The organism is Colwellia sp. 6_MG-2023 (genome assembly GCF_030547765.1).
Lineage (GTDB): Bacteria > Pseudomonadota > Gammaproteobacteria > Enterobacterales > Alteromonadaceae > Colwellia.
In genome coordinates this window covers 90,054-109,197 of the sequence record NZ_JAUOPP010000005.1, presented here as the reverse complement: position 1 = coordinate 109,197, position 19,144 = coordinate 90,054, and the positions used below count along the sequence as shown (strand labels likewise).

The 19,144-nt window shown below is 35.2% G+C and carries 13 protein-coding genes, 1 tRNA gene and 1 pseudogene; 12 read left to right on the top strand and 3 right to left on the bottom strand.

The window, feature by feature from the left end:
- Positions 1–222 precede the first annotated feature (222 nt).
- The 3 genes from Q4503_RS04975 to Q4503_RS04965 all read right to left on the bottom strand — a co-directional run bounded on the left by Q4503_RS04975 (position 223) and on the right by Q4503_RS04965 (position 2,501).
- Positions 223–299: transfer RNA gene (locus Q4503_RS04975), tRNA-Pro, on the bottom strand.
- 183 nt (positions 300–482) lie between these two features.
- The gene (locus Q4503_RS04970; protein ID WP_303601559.1) at positions 483–2,219 is read right to left on the bottom strand and encodes a DUF3413 domain-containing protein; all 1,737 of its coding nucleotides are present in this window, start codon (positions 2,217–2,219) and stop codon (positions 483–485) included.
- Positions 2,220–2,282: 63 nt separating this feature from the next.
- Complete coding sequence (locus Q4503_RS04965; protein WP_159820311.1) at positions 2,283–2,501, bottom strand: DUF1414 domain-containing protein; 219 nt, start codon at positions 2,499–2,501, stop codon at positions 2,283–2,285.
- A gap of 94 nt (positions 2,502–2,595) precedes the next feature.
- Between Q4503_RS04965 and yejK the strand changes: the two genes are divergently transcribed.
- From yejK to Q4503_RS04905, 12 genes and pseudogenes are all read left to right on the top strand, one after another.
- Positions 2,596–3,711 carry a nucleoid-associated protein YejK gene (gene yejK / locus Q4503_RS04960; RefSeq protein ID WP_215974062.1) on the top strand — a complete coding sequence of 372 codons (1,116 nt, stop codon included), beginning with the start codon at positions 2,596–2,598 and terminating at the stop codon, positions 3,709–3,711.
- A 127-nt stretch (positions 3,712–3,838) separates the two neighbouring features.
- Entirely contained in the window at positions 3,839–4,897 is a 1,059-nt protein-coding gene (gene pyrC, locus Q4503_RS04955; RefSeq protein ID WP_303601558.1) for a dihydroorotase, read from the top strand.
- A gap of 99 nt (positions 4,898–4,996) precedes the next feature.
- Complete coding sequence (locus Q4503_RS04950; protein ID WP_303601557.1) at positions 4,997–5,887, top strand: 6-carboxytetrahydropterin synthase; 891 nt, start codon at positions 4,997–4,999, stop codon at positions 5,885–5,887.
- Positions 5,880–6,797, top strand: coding sequence for a M23 family metallopeptidase (locus tag Q4503_RS04945; RefSeq protein ID WP_303601556.1), 918 nt, complete (start codon positions 5,880–5,882; stop codon positions 6,795–6,797). Before Q4503_RS04950 ends, Q4503_RS04945 begins: the two co-directional genes overlap by 8 nt.
- Positions 6,797–7,654 (top strand): hypothetical protein, encoded by an 858-nt coding sequence (locus tag Q4503_RS04940; protein WP_303601555.1) that lies wholly within the window; start codon positions 6,797–6,799, stop codon positions 7,652–7,654. The genes Q4503_RS04945 and Q4503_RS04940 overlap by 1 nt, the downstream gene beginning before the upstream one ends.
- 127 nt (positions 7,655–7,781) lie before the next feature.
- Entirely contained in the window at positions 7,782–10,901 is a 3,120-nt protein-coding gene (locus tag Q4503_RS04935; protein WP_303601554.1) for a hypothetical protein, read from the top strand.
- A complete protein-coding gene (locus Q4503_RS04930) occupies positions 10,902–12,443 on the top strand; it encodes a hypothetical protein (RefSeq protein ID WP_215974057.1) in 1,542 nt (513 codons plus the stop codon). It abuts the gene before it with no gap.
- The gene (locus tag Q4503_RS04925) at positions 12,443–13,234 is read left to right on the top strand and encodes a hypothetical protein (RefSeq protein WP_303601553.1); all 792 of its coding nucleotides are present in this window, start codon (positions 12,443–12,445) and stop codon (positions 13,232–13,234) included. Before Q4503_RS04930 ends, Q4503_RS04925 begins: the two co-directional genes overlap by 1 nt.
- A 126-nt stretch (positions 13,235–13,360) precedes the next feature.
- Positions 13,361–13,947: pseudogene (locus tag Q4503_RS04920) on the top strand (excalibur calcium-binding domain-containing protein).
- Between the two features lie 784 nt (positions 13,948–14,731).
- The gene (locus Q4503_RS04915; protein ID WP_303601552.1) at positions 14,732–15,415 is read left to right on the top strand and encodes an RNA polymerase sigma factor; all 684 of its coding nucleotides are present in this window, start codon (positions 14,732–14,734) and stop codon (positions 15,413–15,415) included.
- Entirely contained in the window at positions 15,412–16,452 is a 1,041-nt protein-coding gene (locus Q4503_RS04910) for a FecR domain-containing protein (RefSeq protein ID WP_303601551.1), read from the top strand. Before Q4503_RS04915 ends, Q4503_RS04910 begins: the two co-directional genes overlap by 4 nt.
- A 133-nt stretch (positions 16,453–16,585) precedes the next feature.
- Complete coding sequence (locus tag Q4503_RS04905) at positions 16,586–19,078, top strand: TonB-dependent receptor (protein ID WP_303601550.1); 2,493 nt, start codon at positions 16,586–16,588, stop codon at positions 19,076–19,078.
- Positions 19,079–19,144 lie beyond the last annotated feature (66 nt).

Below are 19,144 nucleotides of genomic sequence, written 5' to 3'. Positions count from 1 at the left end.
TCAAGCATTGAATGATTTTTCACTAAGTTTTATTGTATTTAAAGGTGGCTATTTATGAAGTAAAGGCCATTAACTGGGCGATCTATTTTTATACAACAAACTAATTGATTATCTGTGTTTTAATTTCTATGGAAGTTGAATTATACCGCTATAAATGTGCTATATAATTTATTTTTATGTATCGAATGAGTTACGCCAAGCAACGTAACTCATTGATATATTTGGTCGGAGTAGCAAGATTCGAACTTGCGACCTCACGTCCCCCAGACGCACGCGCTACCAAGCTGCGCTATACCCCGATTTGTAAAGCAATGTTCTAATCAGTTAGCTAATACTTATGTTTCTAAAGAAATAATAATCTGGGGAGATCACCATAAGTACACTTGATTTACGCTGACTATAATAATCGTTTCTCAAACGAATGCAACGACATTTATTAGAACGGTTAATCAATAATAACTAACCGTCTAACGAATGAACAATTATTCATTCTCTTGTTCTAATTGCTTACTAAAACGTTTAATAAAGTGAACACCGTCAATCATTAAAGGAAAGTCTTTATTGACGGTAATAGGGGCATTTAATTTACTAGAATAACTATGAAAATTACCATTTCTATCAATAAAAACAGATTTATCTTTGTTAAATACCATCAAACCAGCCGCAGAAGTATTTGCAATAACACGGTCTTTATTTAATGTAATAAGATCTGAACCATTACTATATTTTTTATCTTCAGTATCACAGCCAAGCCAATTTTTCATGAGTGTAGATTGTAAATCCATATGGCTTGTTAACTTAGTAACAATATCCTTATTTACTTGCCTTTGGGCTTTTTTGTAAGGTGTTATCAGTAATGCAGGTTTAGTAATTAATTGGGTATCTTCTATTTGATTTCCAATTGAACTAATCCAAATAATATCTTTTTGCTGTTTTTGTTGCTGTGCTAATAATAAAGCATCAACAAAAAGCTCAAATTGATACTTACTGATACTGCTTTCAACATCGTTACTGATTGCACTTTTAAAGTAAATTATATGTAATCCTAACTTTTTGCTATTAAGTTTATCAGCGAAAATTAGGCTCGATATATCGTTAAGGTGACTCTTTTCGTCAAACAAAGAAACAAACCAAGGTGCGTTATGTTGATCAGTTATTGAGTTTACGTCAGATTTATCTATTAACGTAAAACTACTGGCTAAATTTTGCTTTTCAATGGCTTGAAATAGCAATGGCTTAGTGGATTGCTTTAAAATATCGTCTTGATAAATATTTGGTAAAGAATAAAACAATTTAAACCAGGCTTCATCATTTAGCGCCGAGTCTACATGGTTATTAAATTGGTAACTATTACCACTTGTTCTATTGCTAAAACGTTGTAGTTGCTCGGTATTTAACTGTGCATCAGTAAGTACTATAAATACCGACTGCTCTGCGTTAGTTATTTCACATTGCCCTGACGTTAAACTTGGGTAAGGTGGAATAGCACTGCTAAACGATAATGGGCTTGTTTTACGTTCTATATAATCGTCAACATCAAATAAACCGTACTTGGTAAGTAAAGTTTGAGCGGTTGCAGGGTAAGATAGAGGTAATACAGTATCTTGGCGTAATATATCGTAATCTAAGTTAGCATCAGCCCAAATATGAGTTAAATGACTAAAGAAGAATGATGCGACTAAGCCAAAAATAACAAAACGAGCAAAAATCGTTTTTTGTAATTTTTTCAAGTGCTTCCATGCATAATTACTAATAGTGAATTCAAAAGCTAAAATTAAAATAGCTAAAAAACCACTAACAGTATAAAAAATAACATTTTTCTGTGCTATTTCTTGAATCAAACTAAAAATTTGAGCACTGGAAGATGCATTTAAATGATAACCCAAACGGCTATAAATAAAACCATCAAGTAATAGCAACAGCAGTCCAAGGGTAAATATTATTGAAGCACTGGATCTAATCACTTTGGTATTGGGCCAAATAATGATCAATGGAAACAAAATTAACACAAAGCTAATAAAGGTTAGAAAAGCAATATGACTAACCCAAGTAGTAACAAGATACATCTGACCTAAAAATGTAGTCGGTGCAGTTTCACTGAAAAGGTAATAAGAGGAGAGGGCTATTGCTGCAAAAATATTAAAAAATGTGAACCAATGGCTCCAACTTATTAAATGTAACAGCTTTCTACTATAGGTTTTGGTATCAAAAGTGACCATTGAACTTTATTCTTCTTATCTGATGAAATTATAAAATGAATTATTCACTAGTTATCAATAAAACTAGTGAGTTTTTTGGATAGATTGATTCAATGCGCGAGTAAAATTGTCTACAATAGCACTTTGTTTGTCGGCAGGAATTTTACTAATAACATTAGTTATTGTATTTCCTAAACACATTAAGGCTAAATCGGTTGTTGCTGATTCATTTACAAGAACATCCATCAGTTCTTGGATAATTTTTTCTACACGTTCGTTTGAGTATTTCGATACAATGGGCATAATGACACTTAATTGCTGATGATTAATAATATTTTTGCAGTTTATCAAATGCCTGCACAATATACTAATATATCCCTAACATAGACCCTTACTTATGAGTTTAATAATTTCTAACATAGCACTACATTTTATTTCGAAAAAAGAAGAATCAAGCGAAGTTTTACTACGCTTAGGGCCTGAGAGTATAGAAATTGGGCCTAAAATAACCGCTTTTGTTGACGGTTTGCATAGTATTTATAATGCTAAAGGCAGTAAAGCTTATGGTAGTTTCTCTTCTATGCCTGCACCTGGTAGTTCTGCAAGCAGTACCGAAAGTGATATAGATAGTAGCGATACCGTCACTGCTCGTTTTGTTGATTTAATGGAAAGTTACTTAGGCGAGCGCCAAAACTTTTATACTTTTAGTACACAAGCGGCAAATACCTTAAAAAATGAAATAGAAAAATATGATCTAGACGAAACCGGTTATTTAGTTGTTTGTCATTATGAATATATGGGGGGACGTTACTTATTGGTTGCCGTGATTCCTGTATCTGAGCATTATAGTGTTGATGGTGAATTAAATATTTCAGCGGATCAACACCTTGATACTACTAAATTACAGTTAGCAGCGCGTATCGATTTATTTGATTATCAGCAAAATGCTAGCGGTAACCGATATATTTCCTTTATTAAAGGACGTGCCGGACGTAAGGTTTCTGATTTCTTTCTCGATTTTTTAGGTTGCGAAGAAGGCTTAAATTCAAAAGAGCAAACCCAAACATTAGTACAAGCAGTAGAAGACTATGTCGCTGTTAACCAACTTGATTCAAATGAAAAACAGCAAACACGTAAAGAGTTACTTAATTACTGTAAAGAGCAAAAAGCAAGTTCTCAAGATGTGTCTATGCAAGAAGTTGGCAAAGTCATTGGCCATACAGCAACTGATAGTGATGGTAATGAACAAAACTTTTATCAATTTTGTCAGCAACAATCTTATCCTATTGAAGAGTCTTTTCCTCATGACCAAACCGTTGTTAATAAAATAACGAAATATTCGGGTTATGGTAATGGCATTAGTTTAAGTTTTGAACGTAGTCACTTTGGTCAAGATGTCGTTTATAACCCTCATAATGATTCAATTACTATTTTTAAAGTGCCTCCTAATTTAAAGGAACAATTGCAAGCATTGTTAGCAAATAATGATGAAGAAATAATTGAAAATAATTAATTTACTAATACCAATCACCATAAAATAAGTTACGCGTAACCATGGTTTTTTTGTTAGCGCGTTGAAAATTAATAATTTATCAGTAATTTACTATTAAGTGAGTTACGTTAAAGAAAAGAGAGTTACCATGACAAATAAAGCACAAGCAAGTACAGAAAATACCCTTACTATCACCCGCCCTGACGACTGGCATGTACATTTACGCGATGGTTTGGTACTAAAAAATACCGTCGCAGATATTAGTCGCTATTTTGCTCGTGCCATTGTAATGCCAAATTTAGTGCCGCCGGTAACGGATACTAAACTAGCCAAAAGTTATCATGATCGCATTATGGCTGTTGCAGCTAATGACAATTTTAAACCATTAATGGTGTTATATTTAACCGATCAAACAAGCGCACAAGATATTATTGAAGCAAAAGAATCTGGTCTTGTATTTGCTGCTAAGCTTTATCCTGCAGGAGCAACAACTAACTCTTCTTCTGGGGTAACTGACATAGCTAAAATGGCAGATGTTTTTGCCGCAATGCAAAGTGTTGGTATGCCATTATTAATTCATGGTGAAGTTACCGATTGCAATATTGATATTTTTGACCGTGAACAAGTATTTATTGACACTATATTGTCACCACTCGTTGCTAACTACCCAAATTTAAAAGTAGTGCTAGAACATATCACCACAAAAAATGCTGTCGATTTTGTTAAATCAGCGAGTAACAATGTTGCGGCAACAATTACGGTTCATCATTTACTCTATAACCGTAATGACATGTTAGTAGGCGGCATTCGACCACATTATTTCTGCTTGCCAATTTTAAAGCGTAATATACATCAACAAGCACTTATCGAAGCAGCAACAAGTGGTAGTGCTAAGTTTTTCTTAGGTACAGATTCAGCACCACATGCACAGCATGCCAAAGAGTCGGCTTGTGGTTGTGCTGGTGTTTATTCAGCTCATGCAGCCATCGAGTTATATGCTGAAGTATTTGAACAAGAAAATGCTCTTGATAAATTAGAAGCATTTGCTAGTTTAAATGGACCAGAGTTTTATCAATTACCCATTAACACTGACAAAATAACCTTAGTTAAAAAATCGTGGAAAGTTCCTGCTACCATGAGTTTTGGTGACGACGTTGTTGTACCTGTACGTGCCGATGACGATATTTTGTGGCAAGTAAAAGACTAAGTTTTGCGTTGGTTAGTTGTTTACCTTTTGTAAATAACTAACGTAATAGCTAAACAATCTAATTAACAATTGAGAGCCAAAAGTAAATTAAGGAAAAAAATGCAATTATTTGTAGATGATTTAACCGTTATTGATTTTTCGTACCTGTGTAAACAGCGCGGTATTGTGGGTGAAAGCTGGATTGTTGACGTGTTACTCGATGGCTCATTAAATGAAATGAGCATGGTGCTTGATTTTGCCGTCGTTAAAAAGCAAATTAAAGCCATTATTGACGAAGCAGTAGATCATAAATTATTACTTCCGATGCAAGAGCAAGCAGTAACCTTAGCTGAATCACCTTATAATGAAGGTCATCAAACTGTTGATTTTGTGAGTGATATTGCCAGTTATTATTTACAATCACCTGCCTGTGCTTTTGCCGCAATTGATTGCTTAACCATAACAGTACCAGCAGTAATTGAGCATTTAAAAGCAATAATATTAGCGCAGTTACCTAATAATGTTGAAGGCTTAACGTTAGTATTACGTCCTGAAAATATCCCAACCGATTATTATCATTACACTCACGGTTTAAAGCTCCATGATGGTAATTGCCAACGTATTGCCCATGGTCATCGTTCTAAAATTCAAATATTAGTTGATGATAAAAGAGATGCACATTTAGAAGCTGCTTGGTGTAAACGCTGGCAAGATATTTACATTGCCAGTGAAGCCGATAGAATTTCTGTAGATGACATTCAATTATCAGCTCAAGCAATGAAGGACTTAACCCCTGATCATCAATATTTTAGTTATCATGCGCCACAAGGGCGATTTGATATTGCTGTTGATACTAAAATTCTTGATGTTGTTGATTGTGATTCAACAGTAGAATTACTGGCTGATTTTATTTTACGACAAGTAAAAGCAGAACACCCTGAACTCGCTAATAACACCATTAAAGTTATTGCGTATGAAGGGGTTGCTAAAGGAGCCATTGTTCATGGTTAGTTTGTTTATGATTAATAATACCTTTCGTTTAACGCTAATGGCATTAACTTTTGCTGGTGGCTATGTAACAAGTGCTACAACTCAAGCAGCGACTAATGTTTTGAGTGATAAAGCTGAAATAATTGAAAAAGTGAATACAAAAAATATCGCTTTATCAGGTGTTATTAAGCAGGGCGGTTTAATTGTTGGTAAAACATTACCAAGTGACACTGTTAAGCTAAATGGTAAAACATTAATGGTATCAGCTAATGGAGATTACACGTTTGGCTTTTCTCGTGATGATAAACAAAGCCATAAACTAGTCATCACTTCAATTAATGGTGATCGGGTAGAAAAAATATTAATACCTGAGCAACGTGAATATAACATTCAACGGATTGAAGGCATTAAAAAAAGCATTATGCAGCCAAACCCTAAAGCCGCTATACGCGCTAGAAAAGATAGTACACAAGTAAAAGCGGCTAGAAAAATTGCCAGCTCGCTTGATTATTTTGCTCAAGGCTTTATTCCTCCTATTGAAGGTACCATTACCGGTGTTTATGGTAGCCAACGTGTTTATAATGGCGTACCTAAAAATCCTCATTTTGGTCTAGACTATGCCGGTAATACGGGTGATCCAGTAAAAGCACCGGCTTCTGGCACTGTATTACTGTGGGTTCCTGATATGTTTTATTCGGGGGGGACTATGGTTATTGATCATGGTCAGGGCGTTAGCTCTACTTTTTTACATTTAAGTGATTCGTATGTTAAAAAAGGCGATAAAGTAACACAAGGACAAGTAGTTGCTGCCGTAGGCCAAAGTGGTCGAGCGACAGGACCTCACTTAGATTGGCGTATTAATTGGTTTGATGTGAGAATTGATCCTGCCTTAGTGCTGGAATTACAACCGTTGAAAACAGTACAACATTAATGAATCTTCACCAATACTTGTTGGCAATCCAGGAAGGAAAAATAATAAACTTCACACGTTTTTTAACCTTGCTACCTAAATTGCATCAGCAAAATTGGCGACATATTTTTAGTGTCAGCAAAGTAAAAGGCAATGGAAAGTTTCTGGTAACAGTTGTTGATAAAGCCTGTTTTGAACAGTTATTATCAGCAGCGACACCTAGTACGAATAGAACTGAAGCCGCAGTTAAAGGAAATTCACACCAACATAAAAGTTCAATGAGCTTCGTGTTGGTGTTTCCTGAAGCATTTAATCATCAATACTGGCAAGAAAAACCTAAATGTCCTCATGTTGTTGTGTGTAGTCATTCAGAATTAACATTGAGCTTTAAGCCCCAAAAAACCTTAGTAATAATTGAAAATCAAGAGAATTTCTTTCGATACAATGAGTTTTTAGCTGCTCTGTTAGATGAAACATCTTCAAATGTTAATTATGATCTACAGGCCCTTGATATTGCTTTTGGGCACGGTAATAGTATAACTAATGCATTACATGCGGATTTTTTCTGCCAATATCAAACAATATTATGCTGTTTTGATTATGATCTTGGTGGTTTAACCATGTTTTCGACTTTACGCAAACTATTTAAAGCACATACAATTAACACGGAACTGTTATTTATGCAGCCAAGTAACAATCAAGTTAACAACGAGAAATTTCTAAAAACCCACTTTAATAAAATCCCAGAAAAACCAGAGAGTTGGCAACAAGCAATTAAGTTAGCAGAACAACTTGATTTGGTTGATTTAGCTCATGCGTTCCAGCACACTAGAGCGTTTATGGAACAAGAAGTCTATTTGTCAGACCGAATTAGATAAATAGTATATAACTAATACACATTAGTTTAAAACGTCAGTAAAACTTGGTAATAACCTAATTAATGACCCATTAAAGGTCGAGTTCAGACAAAACTGAATTTGTCAGACAAAAAGAAAAAGGTAAGACATGTCGTCACAATACAAATTTGAAATTAAGCGTATGGTACTCGTTGACTCAGCGGGTTTTTGCTATGTAGAACTACCGGTAGATGAACATGCTATTTTACTCGCTGATGGTAATATTGGTAAATCGAGTATATTAAACTCACTACGATTATTTTTATTACCTGAAAACAATTTTAAGAATTCAAAAAACAAATTTGCATTCAGTACCCCTAAAAATGATGGTTTTTATGACAATGAAGAAAGTTATCATCATTATTTCCCAAGTAAATACAGTTTCTTAATTTTAGAAGTAAGTCATCAACATGCAGGCACTGAGTATAATCATTGCCAAATTCTACATCCAAGTACTGGCTATTTAAGTTACAGTCGAATTTTCACACCGCTAGCATTCGATCAAATTCGTCATTTATTTTGGCAGCTTGATGGAGATGAAGACGGTATTGGTTATCGTGCTAACAGTTTAAGTAGCAGCGAAGTTTTTAAACAACTGAAAAGTTTACATAAAGATACTGTATCAATCAAAGACACCACTAAGTTAAAAGAATTACTTTACGCGAACGAGCAACTAGTGCCCCAGAATATGCGTTACAGTGTGTTTCCACTTGCTGAGTGTGATGATGCGCGAATTGAATCGTTACGTACTTTAGTGCTCTTATTATTTGAAATGAATTCAGGTAGCGGTGGTGTAGCGAAAGCCGTTGCAAATATCATCGAAGCGGATAAAAAATTCACTAGTGATATTTTAGATTTTAATATTGATCAGTTTCTATCAAAGCACGACGAACTAAAACAACAAGAGTTAGAGCTAACCAAAATCTCTAACTTAGAAAACAAATACCAAGGCCTACAAGAAAACTTTCAGCAGTATTCTCGTTTTCAAATGGCAGACAAAGATTTTGCTAACTTTTATATCTCGCTTAATACCCAACTTAGTGAACTGAAAAAGCATTTACAACTAGCTGCTAATGTTGTCAGTGAGTCTAGCAGCGAGTTGAAAGACCAACAGGCATTAGTGCAAAGTATAAAAGTTAGTTTAAAAGCAGAGCAAATTGAAGAAAATAAACTCAATACTAAATACACACGTTTAACCAAAGCATTAGATAAAGCACAATTGCTTCTCGCTGGCTATCCAGATAAACCACTTCATACCGTTATTGAATGGTTTAATGACGATATTGCCACAATGAAAGAAGACTTAGCTGCACACCAAGATAGAACAGCAAGTATTAATCGTATTGCTAAACTTGAAGCAAGTATTAACCAGAATGAAAGTGAGCAACAACGTTTAATTACGCGTATTAATACCCAAGAATTTTCCTTAAGTAATCAATTGCCTAAACGTACTTGGCAAGTATACGCTGCAATAAATAAACGTTTAGCACTAGCAAACCCAGGTAAAAATTTAACTGAACTACAGTTAGCAGCTTTCAATCAGTTTGCAGAGTTGTTTGAAAATAAAAGTGATGCAGTCATTTTATTTGATGAAGTCTTTAATCAACAATCCCAACAACTTAACGATGATAGTAAACTTAGACTAACAGATGTAGAAGCTGACTTAAAAGCAGATAGACAATCGTTACAAGCATTACGACAATCTCAAAATAATAGTATCGCCAATGCTGGTGAGATCAAACGTCTAACCCGTGATATAAATCTTGCAGAAGAAGAGTTACTTACGCTTAAGCATCTTGAACATAATAATTTAAGCCTAGAAGAAGTAACGCAAGAGCTTGAGCAAGTACGAAGGAAAACAACAGAGCTAGCCGATGAACAAGGTAAAGCATCAACCACGCTAAGTCAGTTACAACAAACAGCAGAGCAAGCAAAACTTAATTGGCAAACTATTTCTAATCAAGTAAATAGTTTAGTGCAATTACAAAAACAAGCCGATAGCATAAAAACGCGTTATCCCCGTTGTGCTCAGGCTTTAGAAAAATCCATTACCTCAACACGCCAATTTACGTTAACAACAGCAGAGTTAGCAGATATTGAAGCGCAATTAGCGTCGTTAACTGAGCTGAATTTACAGTTACAAAAAGGTTTATGTAACTTTGTGTTAGAACAAATTATTGTTGATAAACAGGGGATTATGAACGAAGCACCAAGTTTCTCTGTTGTTAGAAAAACGTTTGAAGCATTAAGTGATGTTTATACTAATTTAGAAGCACGTCAAACCATGCTGAATGAGCAGATTTATGTGCATAATGAATCTGTACAAAGTTACATGAATTTATTACAACAAAACTTCGATTATATTAAAGATTTTGAAACCGGACTTAATCGAGATTTTTCACAAATCAGTATTAATGATCTAGACGGTATCAGCGTTGAAATTCATATCGATAAACGGTTCGAAAATCTAGTACAAGAATTACAACATGTTGACTTATATGCCGAACAATTAATTTCAGATAATTTTTATGCAAGATTACGTGCTTTTGCCAATTCAGGAATATTCGCAAGTAAAAGTAGTGGTTCAAATGTAAAGGCCGTTAGTCAGCGCTTAACTATGGATAAGATTATTGAAAACTTATCTTATAAAACCCGTAAAAGAAATCAAACACAGTGGCAAAGTAAACAACAATCCAATTCAACAACAGCATTAATCAACCTAAAGTTAGTACAAATATTACTTAAACGTCTACGTGCCAGTGGTTATGATTTATTACTGCCATTAGTGCTAGATGAAGTAGCGACAGTTGATGTTAAACAATTTGATTGGTTACTTGATGATATTAAATCGAGTGGCTTTACTTTATTCGCTGCATCAACGCATAGTGCTAGTTCACAACTTATTTATAAAATTGGTCGTTATCATGAAATAGGGGCCATGCGCACACAAAAGCCTTATTCCAAAGAGCGTACATTAGTTTATTGGGGCGGCGCAGAGTTATTTACATCGCTTGATGAAAGCTTGCTAAATGATAATGATCAATCAACAGAGTCGCAACTTGGTTTACTTGCTGGTATCGAAGCAGGGCAAACGGATATATTTGATTTGCAAAATGATGATGACCAAATAGCTGACAAACAAGTAAATAAAAGTAAAGTACTTGAAAATGATATTACTGAGAGCCAAACGATTACCAGTGAAGTAAAACAAGGGAATGAGGAAGCTTAAGTGGCTATCAGTAAAGCAATCAGCAACGAGAATAGCTCAACTCAAACCACCTTGGTATCAAGTGGGCAAAAGCACTCAGATAAAAAATTTAATACGATTGAAACGTTACGCATATTATTAGATCACCCAACAATCATGTTTAATGTTATTCGTACTATGGATAACAACAAAGTCCGTTTTATTACTGAGTCTCACTTAGCACTAGAAATTTTACAGTACTCTCAACAAGTAAGTCATATTGAAAGTCAGCGTATTACGCTTGCATTTGATACCGACAACTTATTGCAAAGTCACATATTGATGGATAAAGATATTTATCAAGGAACATGCCGCTTAAGTTTTCAAGAAGGGATTATTAGTATATTCCGTCTTTGTGAAAGCTCACTGTATCAAGAGTTGACTGATTCTAAACTGAAATCTCGACTCGCGTCACTTTGGCGCTTACAAGAGCGAGTTAATAATGCCGAGCTATCGTTTATTGATGATGATCCAGATTACTTAGAATTTGTAGACGACTTAGTTCAGCAGTTAAGTGAATTGTTAAGTTTGCTCAAACAAAATATTGACCGAATGCAAGGACTTGGAAAAGATCTTGAAGCAATGTCGAGTCAAGTATTTACAGAAGTAGTCAGTAACGATTCATCTACAACGAATAATCAATATTTAGGTAACGAACATAAAGAAAAAATGTTGGCGCAAATTACACATTTATTTGAGCGTCATATAAAACCAACACAAAACTTTTTGAATCACAGTACTCGCTTGGCCAAAGGTACTAATTTATTTGCCACGTTAGAGAGCTTTAAAAACGCCTTTTCAGGCAATAATAAACATGCCTTAAGTTCACAAGTATTACGTTATAGCATGAGTTTTAGTAACATTTTTCTCCCTATAACCGAAGTAGCTCACCAAGTAGATCAGTTTTTAAGGAAAACGCGTTCAGCGTTACTGCAAAGTAATGCTATGGAGCATTTTCATCAAAAATTACTGTCTGCTTATGACAAAACACTTGAGCGAAGTTTGAATAAAACCAAAATAGATAATAACCTTGTTAAAGAATTTGATTTTATTAATAGCCTAAAACGAGCAAGCAAATTAAAAGATTTTAGAGTAGGGCAGTCAACCAGTTATTTTAATAACTTATTCACTGAGTTATCACTGCGCCTTGAAGCCTTGAACCTTGATGGACATTTTAATTCAGACAATGAAAACTTCAATTTAACTGCGGTTATTGATGATAGCGAGTCACTTGTTCTTAAGCGATCTCTTGCGATGTTTGAACATTTAAATACTATTAAATTAAGAGAAAGCAATGACTTAACAGCAATGCTACATTGTCGTCTAAGTGATAGTTTTGACGATTATCGACTGGTAGACCTTATTGGTGCATGCCAATTAATGCAAGAGCAACAAGCTAACTTCACGTTAAGAACGGTAAACCAAAAAGCCTACTTACGACATAACGATGAAATTTATATTTACCGCCGTAAAAAAGTAATTGCTAATCAGCCTAAGTGCAATGAAAAAGAGATCACGAAATAATGAGTAATGACAAAGACATAACAACAGAAGCCGACGACGTGAATACTACTAATAGTGGCTATAAGCCTAAGTTAGATGCTGGTGAAAATAGTAGTCAAAACACCAATGACAACACGCAAGTACCTAATGATGTAGGTAGTAGTGTAAGTGGTGATGAAAATGATGACCAAGAATCAGCTCAAAACAATTTATCACCATCAAATCAACAAATCATTAATAGCTTTGAGCAAGTTAATGCGCAACATAGCGCAGCAATTTTTCGTCAATTCAACCAAGGAAAAGTCATTACTAAGCTAGTGTATGACGATATAAATGCTAAAAATATCGATAACCCATTATTTACCTGTTTATTTAATTCATCTCAACATTTTGAATCCTTATACCAGCATTTAGGTTATGAACTTTGTTTACATAGCGCAGGGGATTTTTATTATGTTCGTGAATTACGTGCCGATAGTAGTGATGAAGCAGACGATAATGCCTTAAAAGTACAAGCTATTTTACTGCAGTTAGGCCGTTATTATAGTCAAACAGGACGTGAACTTGAGCAATTATGCCAAGCTCAATTTGGTTTTAATGAGAACGATTTATTAACATTGTCAAAAGACGATGAGTCATTAGCTATACTTAAAGCCATTAAAATAGACAACTGGCCTAAAGCGATAGACTTTATAACGATTCGAAATTTTGCCTACAAAACAGGGGGCAATAGTTGGTTTATTAGCTCTGCAGGTAAAGCGTTCTTATTTAACTTAGTTGAACAATATAGCCAGTTTGAGCAAGATCACTAAAGCTAACATGTTGAAATTCTATTTCAGCTATTTTTTACAATGGATAAATATGACTAACAAAGTTGATTTTTCTAGGCGATATTAACTTAGTTAGACATTTACAAATAAACTTACAATGGAACTGTGATGTACAAAGGAAAGCTAAAAAATTGGCAAGGTGTTAAAGGTTTTGGATTTATTCAATCAGATGAGCTTAAACACGATGTTTTTATTCATATTTCAACCTTAAAAGCCATGAGTCGAGAGCCCAAGGTTGGTGATTTCATCTATTTTGAAGTAGAACAACAAGCAAACGGTAAATTTAACGCTGTTAATTGCCGTATTGAAGGTGTAGCAACAAAATCAAGGCTAACAAAGAAATCTCGTATTAGAAAAAATTCCCCAAGACGCAAGAATAAACTTGTTTTACTGCTTATGTTACTCGTAATTGGTTTTTTTACATATGAACGATTAGTATCAAATGTTCCAAGACTACAAACACCAAATAATCAAATAATCAAATACCAAGTAGCTCAGTATTAAGCAATGAGTTAAAGAATGAATTAAAGAGTGAACTATCTAACAAAGGTTCACAGTTTTCATGTGATGGTAGGCAGTATTGCAGCCAAATGAATTCCCGCGCTGAAGCTGAGTTTTTTACCAGATATTGTCCTAATACAAAAATGGATGGCGACAATGACGGTATTCCTTGTGAAAACGATTCACGATTTTAAATACTATATACATAGTGGTTAATAGTATATTTACCTTAGTAATGAAGCAGCATCAAAGTGCATTATCTTTTTATTAAAAAGAAAATATAGGATCTAGTTGTTAACTTGCAAACAGTAAAATGTCATTAAGCTAAAATTCAACAAAATGATTTCCCAGTGAAGAGTGGATCCGATCCAGTGCTTAATTTGGATTAACAATAAGTGCTCAAGACCCCTCTCTATAAAAACACCCTCGCTAAATCCGATACTATTTAATACTGGACATAACGTATATTTAGTTAACTAGTAGCTTTGTAGCTAATTTTGTCATTAAGTTGTTAATTCTTAAACCTAACGCTATGTGAAATCTGATTCTATTTGGCTGTTACTACCAGTTAGAATTTACAGACCGTCACCGTATTGATCGTCTATACTTTTGATTACAGCTTAGAAGTTTTTCATTTCACCAAATTTATCTTTGACGAGTTAAATATTATTTGCTGATGACAAAAATGCTTACTCAATGTCATTAGCATTTCTTTCTGATAAGCCAATTATTCAAGTTGATAAATATTACTTCCAGATATCGAAATTTCTTATCCTCAAATTAGCTACATAGATAATGATCTAACTTTAATATGAAGTTATTTCTCAACAATAATTATCCATAATGACAAATATTAAAACTTGTTGATAAAAATATTAACTTTTTGTTAAACCAACTCTATAAACCTTAAATGTCATAAGCTTGTCATAAAGCACCGATAATATTCCGCCGATTTTCATTGCTATTAGGTTAACTAAAATGAATAAAGCGCTGTCCAATGTCCCGTTATTTTTCAATTCCGATGTTAAAGAGCCTTCTGCTAAATCTGCAACCATCCATACGCTAAAAACAAAGTCAGCTAAAACACAGACCATTGATACTTTATTTCGTGATCACTGGTTAGATGTTTGTCGATTGTTACATAAGTGCTATGGCTCAGGCCCTCCAGAGCCAGAAGATGTTGCCCAAGAAGCATTTAGCCGTTTTGCACAAATGAATAATCCCGAGCAAATACATGATCCCAAAGCATATATCATAAAAATAGCTATCAACATTACGCTTAAATCTATTGGTCATTTATGCAAAGCGCGAGAATTTATTACCGAACAACTGCAAATTGATGAAGACCAAGTTGACACATTTTGCCCTGAACGTATTTTACAGAGTGAACAACGTATTCACGTTATTCAAAAAGCTACTGAACAACTCACTGATAAACAACGCGATATATTAATGCGCGCCAGAATCAAAGGTCAAACATACGCACAAATTGCTGCAGATACAGGCTGGAGTCTTGCTGATATTTGCCGTCAATTAAATACAGCAATGTCTGTTTTAGAAGCGATTGACGAAGAATCATCTAGCAACAATAACGATAAGTTAGTTAAAAATACTAGTAGTAATTCACTTGCAAGCGCCCTACCCGACGAGTACAAATCATGACAGTTCAACACAACGAAAATCAAGCTAACACGGTAAAAGATCAAGCAAGAGAATGGCTTATCTATTTATATTCTGGTGAAACTACACAAAAAAAACGTGATGAATTTGTAATATGGGTAAATAAAAATGATGTGAATAGACAAGCATTTAGCCAGTCATACAAAGTTTGGCAAACCATAGGAGCGACAGATTCATCGGTAGAATGGCTAGCACAATATGCGATACGAAAACCTGCTTCGTTACCGACAAAAAAATCAAAATCTATACTCACTAAATCAGCGTTATGGCTAAGTGGTATTGCCGCGAGTGCTTTATTTTTAGTTGTTAACAATTCTTTTCAAGCACCTAAAACCATGAAAGTTACAGCATCTGAAATAGTGTTTACTTCACCTATAGGTGAAAACAAAACGGTTACATTAAGTGATGGTACCGCGGTTACGTTAGCTGGAAATTCCAGTATTTTGGTGGATATAAATCAACATGAAAGGCGTATATCACTGCGTAAAGGTAGTGCTTATTTCGACGTAACTCATGATTCAGAACGTGTTTTTTCAGTATCAGCTCAGCATACTGAAGTTCGGGTTCGTGGTACAGCATTTGAAGTTGAATATAGTACTAACAATGAGTTAAAAATTTCAGTACAACGTGGGCTTGTCGATGTAGCTGATTTACCTGAGTATGGTAGTAAAGATGAAAAAGTGGTTCAGTTGCATCCAAACCAACAATTACGTGCTGATATTCATGGCGCATTTGTTAATGGTGTTACTCATTTTGACCCGGAAACAGAATTTTCTTGGCTAAATTCACGATTAATTTACGATAATATACCGCTTAAAAATGTCATTGTAGATATTAATCGTTACGTTACAAAACCAATTATTATATCAGATGAAAGCATCAATCATCTGCCTATCACCGCATCATTTAATTTTGATCAAATTGACTCTGTTCTATCAGGATTAGTTGCCGCTTATCCTATTAAGTTAACAGAAGAAGTAAATCGTACTGTAATAACAAAAATCAATGCTAAGCCATAGTAAATAAGTGTTCTGGACGTTTTTCATAAGCTTCAATTTATGAAGCTTTTGTTAAACATCAACATTTACTGAAAAAAAATTCTTCTTGATGACTCTTGTAACGAACCTCTATTAATTAACCGGAAGATACATTATGAAAACATTACTCAGTAGCTCTATTAAGTTTGCACTTTTTAGTGGCGCACTTGCTTCTTTAACGCCTCAACATGTATTTGCACAACAAGCTGAAATAAATATTTCCATTCAACCTTTAGGTCAAGCCCTTAATCAGCTTTCTCAACAAACGGGAACCGTGATTATTGCACCAAGTCGCTTAGTTAGTGATAAACAAGCCGTTGCTGCAACAGGTAAACTAACAGTTATTGAAGCCGTTGACCAATTATTACTCGACAGTGGATTAATAGCCCAAGAACAACCAAGTGGTGCCATCATCATAAAAAAAGCAGACTTAAGCCCTACTTCACCTAATAAACGTGCTGCTAACTATCAAGCCCCAATGGATGAAATTGTGGTGACTGGCCTTAAACGCGAGAGCAGTTTACAAGATACGCCCGTAGCAATTTCAGTACTAGGTGGCGATGAATTAAAAGCTCAAGGTGTCACTGATTTCACCGACCTAATCGATAGTTTATCAGGCATATCGATCAATTCAGCTTTTGGTGGCCCTGAAAACAGCTTTATCACTATTCGTGGTATTGGCGGTGCTGATGATTATAAACCTAATGGTAATCCATCAGTTGCTCTGCATGTTGATGGTATTTACCAAACTTCTAATGCTTATTTAAGTATGCCACTTTTTGATTTAGAACGTATTGAAGTACTTAAAGGACCGCAAGGCACTTTATATGGTCGCAATACTACAGCAGGTACAATTAACGCAATTACGCGTGCCCCAGGTGATACCTTAAACGGTTATGCAGATATTGAATATGGCTCATACGACTTTGTTTCTGGTAGCGCTGCTGTTGGTGGCCCAGTATCAGATAATTTAGGTGTACGGGTTGCAGTATTAATGAAGCAAGGTGGTGGCTTTATGGATGGTCAAGGCGCGGGTGATTTTGCTGGGTTCGTACCTGAAGGTACTGAAGGAATTATACCTGCGGTGACAGATCCCGGTGAACGTGATGGTTTTGGTGATGCTGATTTATTTGCTTTTCGAGGCACTGCTGAATATGAATTTGATAATATAACATCGTTAACCTTACACTATTTTGTTAGCCAAAACCGTGGCGATACTCGCCAATATGATCGTATTGCATTCGATGATGATACTTCTGCTCTTAATGCAGGTGAAAACGATAATCCTTATGAATTCTATGCCAGTGAATATTACTCACACGAAATAGACGTAAGTGGATTTTCAGGTGATTTCAGCCGCCAATTAGATAAAGATTTAAATTTAGATGTGTTATTCGCTCTACAAAGTAGTGACCGTAATGTTAGTGGAAATGGTGATGGTACTTCTTTCCCGCGCTATCAATACAATTTTGATGATAGTTTAAATCAAACATCGTTAGAAATACGATTAAGTGATAGTACTGGCGGCGAATTTGATTGGATAGCAGGTGCCTTTTTTATCAACGATTCTGTCGACTTTACCAGTAACTGGACCAGTTATGCTGTATTGTCTCAGTACAGCTCTCCTTATAATCAGCGTCGTAACAGTGTTGCTACTTTTGGTAATCTTGACTGGAATGTATCTAACGATTTAGTGCTTAGTGCAGGACTACGCTACACCAAAGATAGCGCTAAATTTCGTGGCGAAAACATTGATGCAGATCCTTGGGGATTATCGATATTTGAAGATACTTTTAACACTGATGCTAACTTCTCTTGGGATCGACAATTTGACGACAGCAACGTGTCAGGAAAATTAGTTGTGCAATATTTTGTTAACAACAACTTTAACGTATTTGCTTCTGTCAGTACGGCTTATCGTGGTGGTGGCTTCGACGGTACTTCTATTTTTTCAGAAGAAGAAACGCAGCCTTTTGAATCAGAAGAAGTATTTGCTTACGAGGCAGGAGCACGTTATGTAAATGACACAGTCAATTTTACCTTAGATGTATTTTCTTATGACTTTGAAGAGTTACAGGCGACAGCTCGTTTATCAAATGATACAAACGGTAGAACAAACGTAGGTAAAGCTACCGTTCGTGGTGCCGAAGCCTCACTAGCGGTTACTTTGTTTGAACAAGATAGTCATCGAGTTACCTTCAATACTGCAGGTACTTATTTAGATACTGAGATTACTGAATTTAATTCAAATCGTGTGAACGATGTTATCAGCACCATTGGCGATCCACTTCCTGGCTCACCCAAATGGAGCCAAACGGCCGCACTTAATTATGAAACGTCATTCGCTAATAATACTCAGTTAAATGCGCGTATTAATTATAGCTACCACGGTGAGGAGTCTAATCGTTTAAATGCGGGTGATGGAAACACCACGCCTTCGTACAGCTTACTTGGATTACGTGTGGATGTAACATTGAACAATGGTTTAAATTTATATGCTTATGGCCGCAATATTACTGATGAAGTTTACTTTCTTGAACTCAATAGTGGCTCTCGCTTAGTTGGTGCACCAGCAACTTATGGTGGTGGTATTAGCTACGCATTTTAACCACCAATATAAATAACGTGCCCATAATGGGTGCGTTATTTTCTTACCATAAAGCGTCTCATATTG

Bases quoted from the DNA above. Each gene is read 5' to 3' on its own strand.
- Q4503_RS04905 (WP_303601550.1), top strand. From the start codon at position 16,586: ATGAAAACATTACTCAGTAGCTCTATTAAGTTTGCACTTTTTAGTGGC.
- pyrC (WP_303601558.1), top strand. From the start codon at position 3,839: ATGACAAATAAAGCACAAGCAAGTACAGAAAATACCCTTACTATCACC.
- Q4503_RS04935 (WP_303601554.1), top strand. From the start codon at position 7,782: ATGTCGTCACAATACAAATTTGAAATTAAGCGTATGGTACTCGTTGAC.
- yejK (WP_215974062.1), top strand. From the start codon at position 2,596: ATGAGTTTAATAATTTCTAACATAGCACTACATTTTATTTCGAAAAAA.
- Q4503_RS04910 (WP_303601551.1), top strand. From the start codon at position 15,412: ATGACAGTTCAACACAACGAAAATCAAGCTAACACGGTAAAAGATCAA.
- Q4503_RS04925 (WP_303601553.1), top strand. From the start codon at position 12,443: ATGAGTAATGACAAAGACATAACAACAGAAGCCGACGACGTGAATACT.
- Q4503_RS04915 (WP_303601552.1), top strand. From the start codon at position 14,732: ATGAATAAAGCGCTGTCCAATGTCCCGTTATTTTTCAATTCCGATGTT.
- Q4503_RS04950 (WP_303601557.1), top strand. From the start codon at position 4,997: ATGCAATTATTTGTAGATGATTTAACCGTTATTGATTTTTCGTACCTG.
- Q4503_RS04965 (WP_159820311.1), bottom strand. From the start codon at position 2,501: ATGCCCATTGTATCGAAATACTCAAACGAACGTGTAGAAAAAATTATC.
- Q4503_RS04945 (WP_303601556.1), top strand. From the start codon at position 5,880: ATGGTTAGTTTGTTTATGATTAATAATACCTTTCGTTTAACGCTAATG.
- Q4503_RS04940 (WP_303601555.1), top strand. From the start codon at position 6,797: ATGAATCTTCACCAATACTTGTTGGCAATCCAGGAAGGAAAAATAATA.
- Q4503_RS04970 (WP_303601559.1), bottom strand. From the start codon at position 2,219: ATGGTCACTTTTGATACCAAAACCTATAGTAGAAAGCTGTTACATTTA.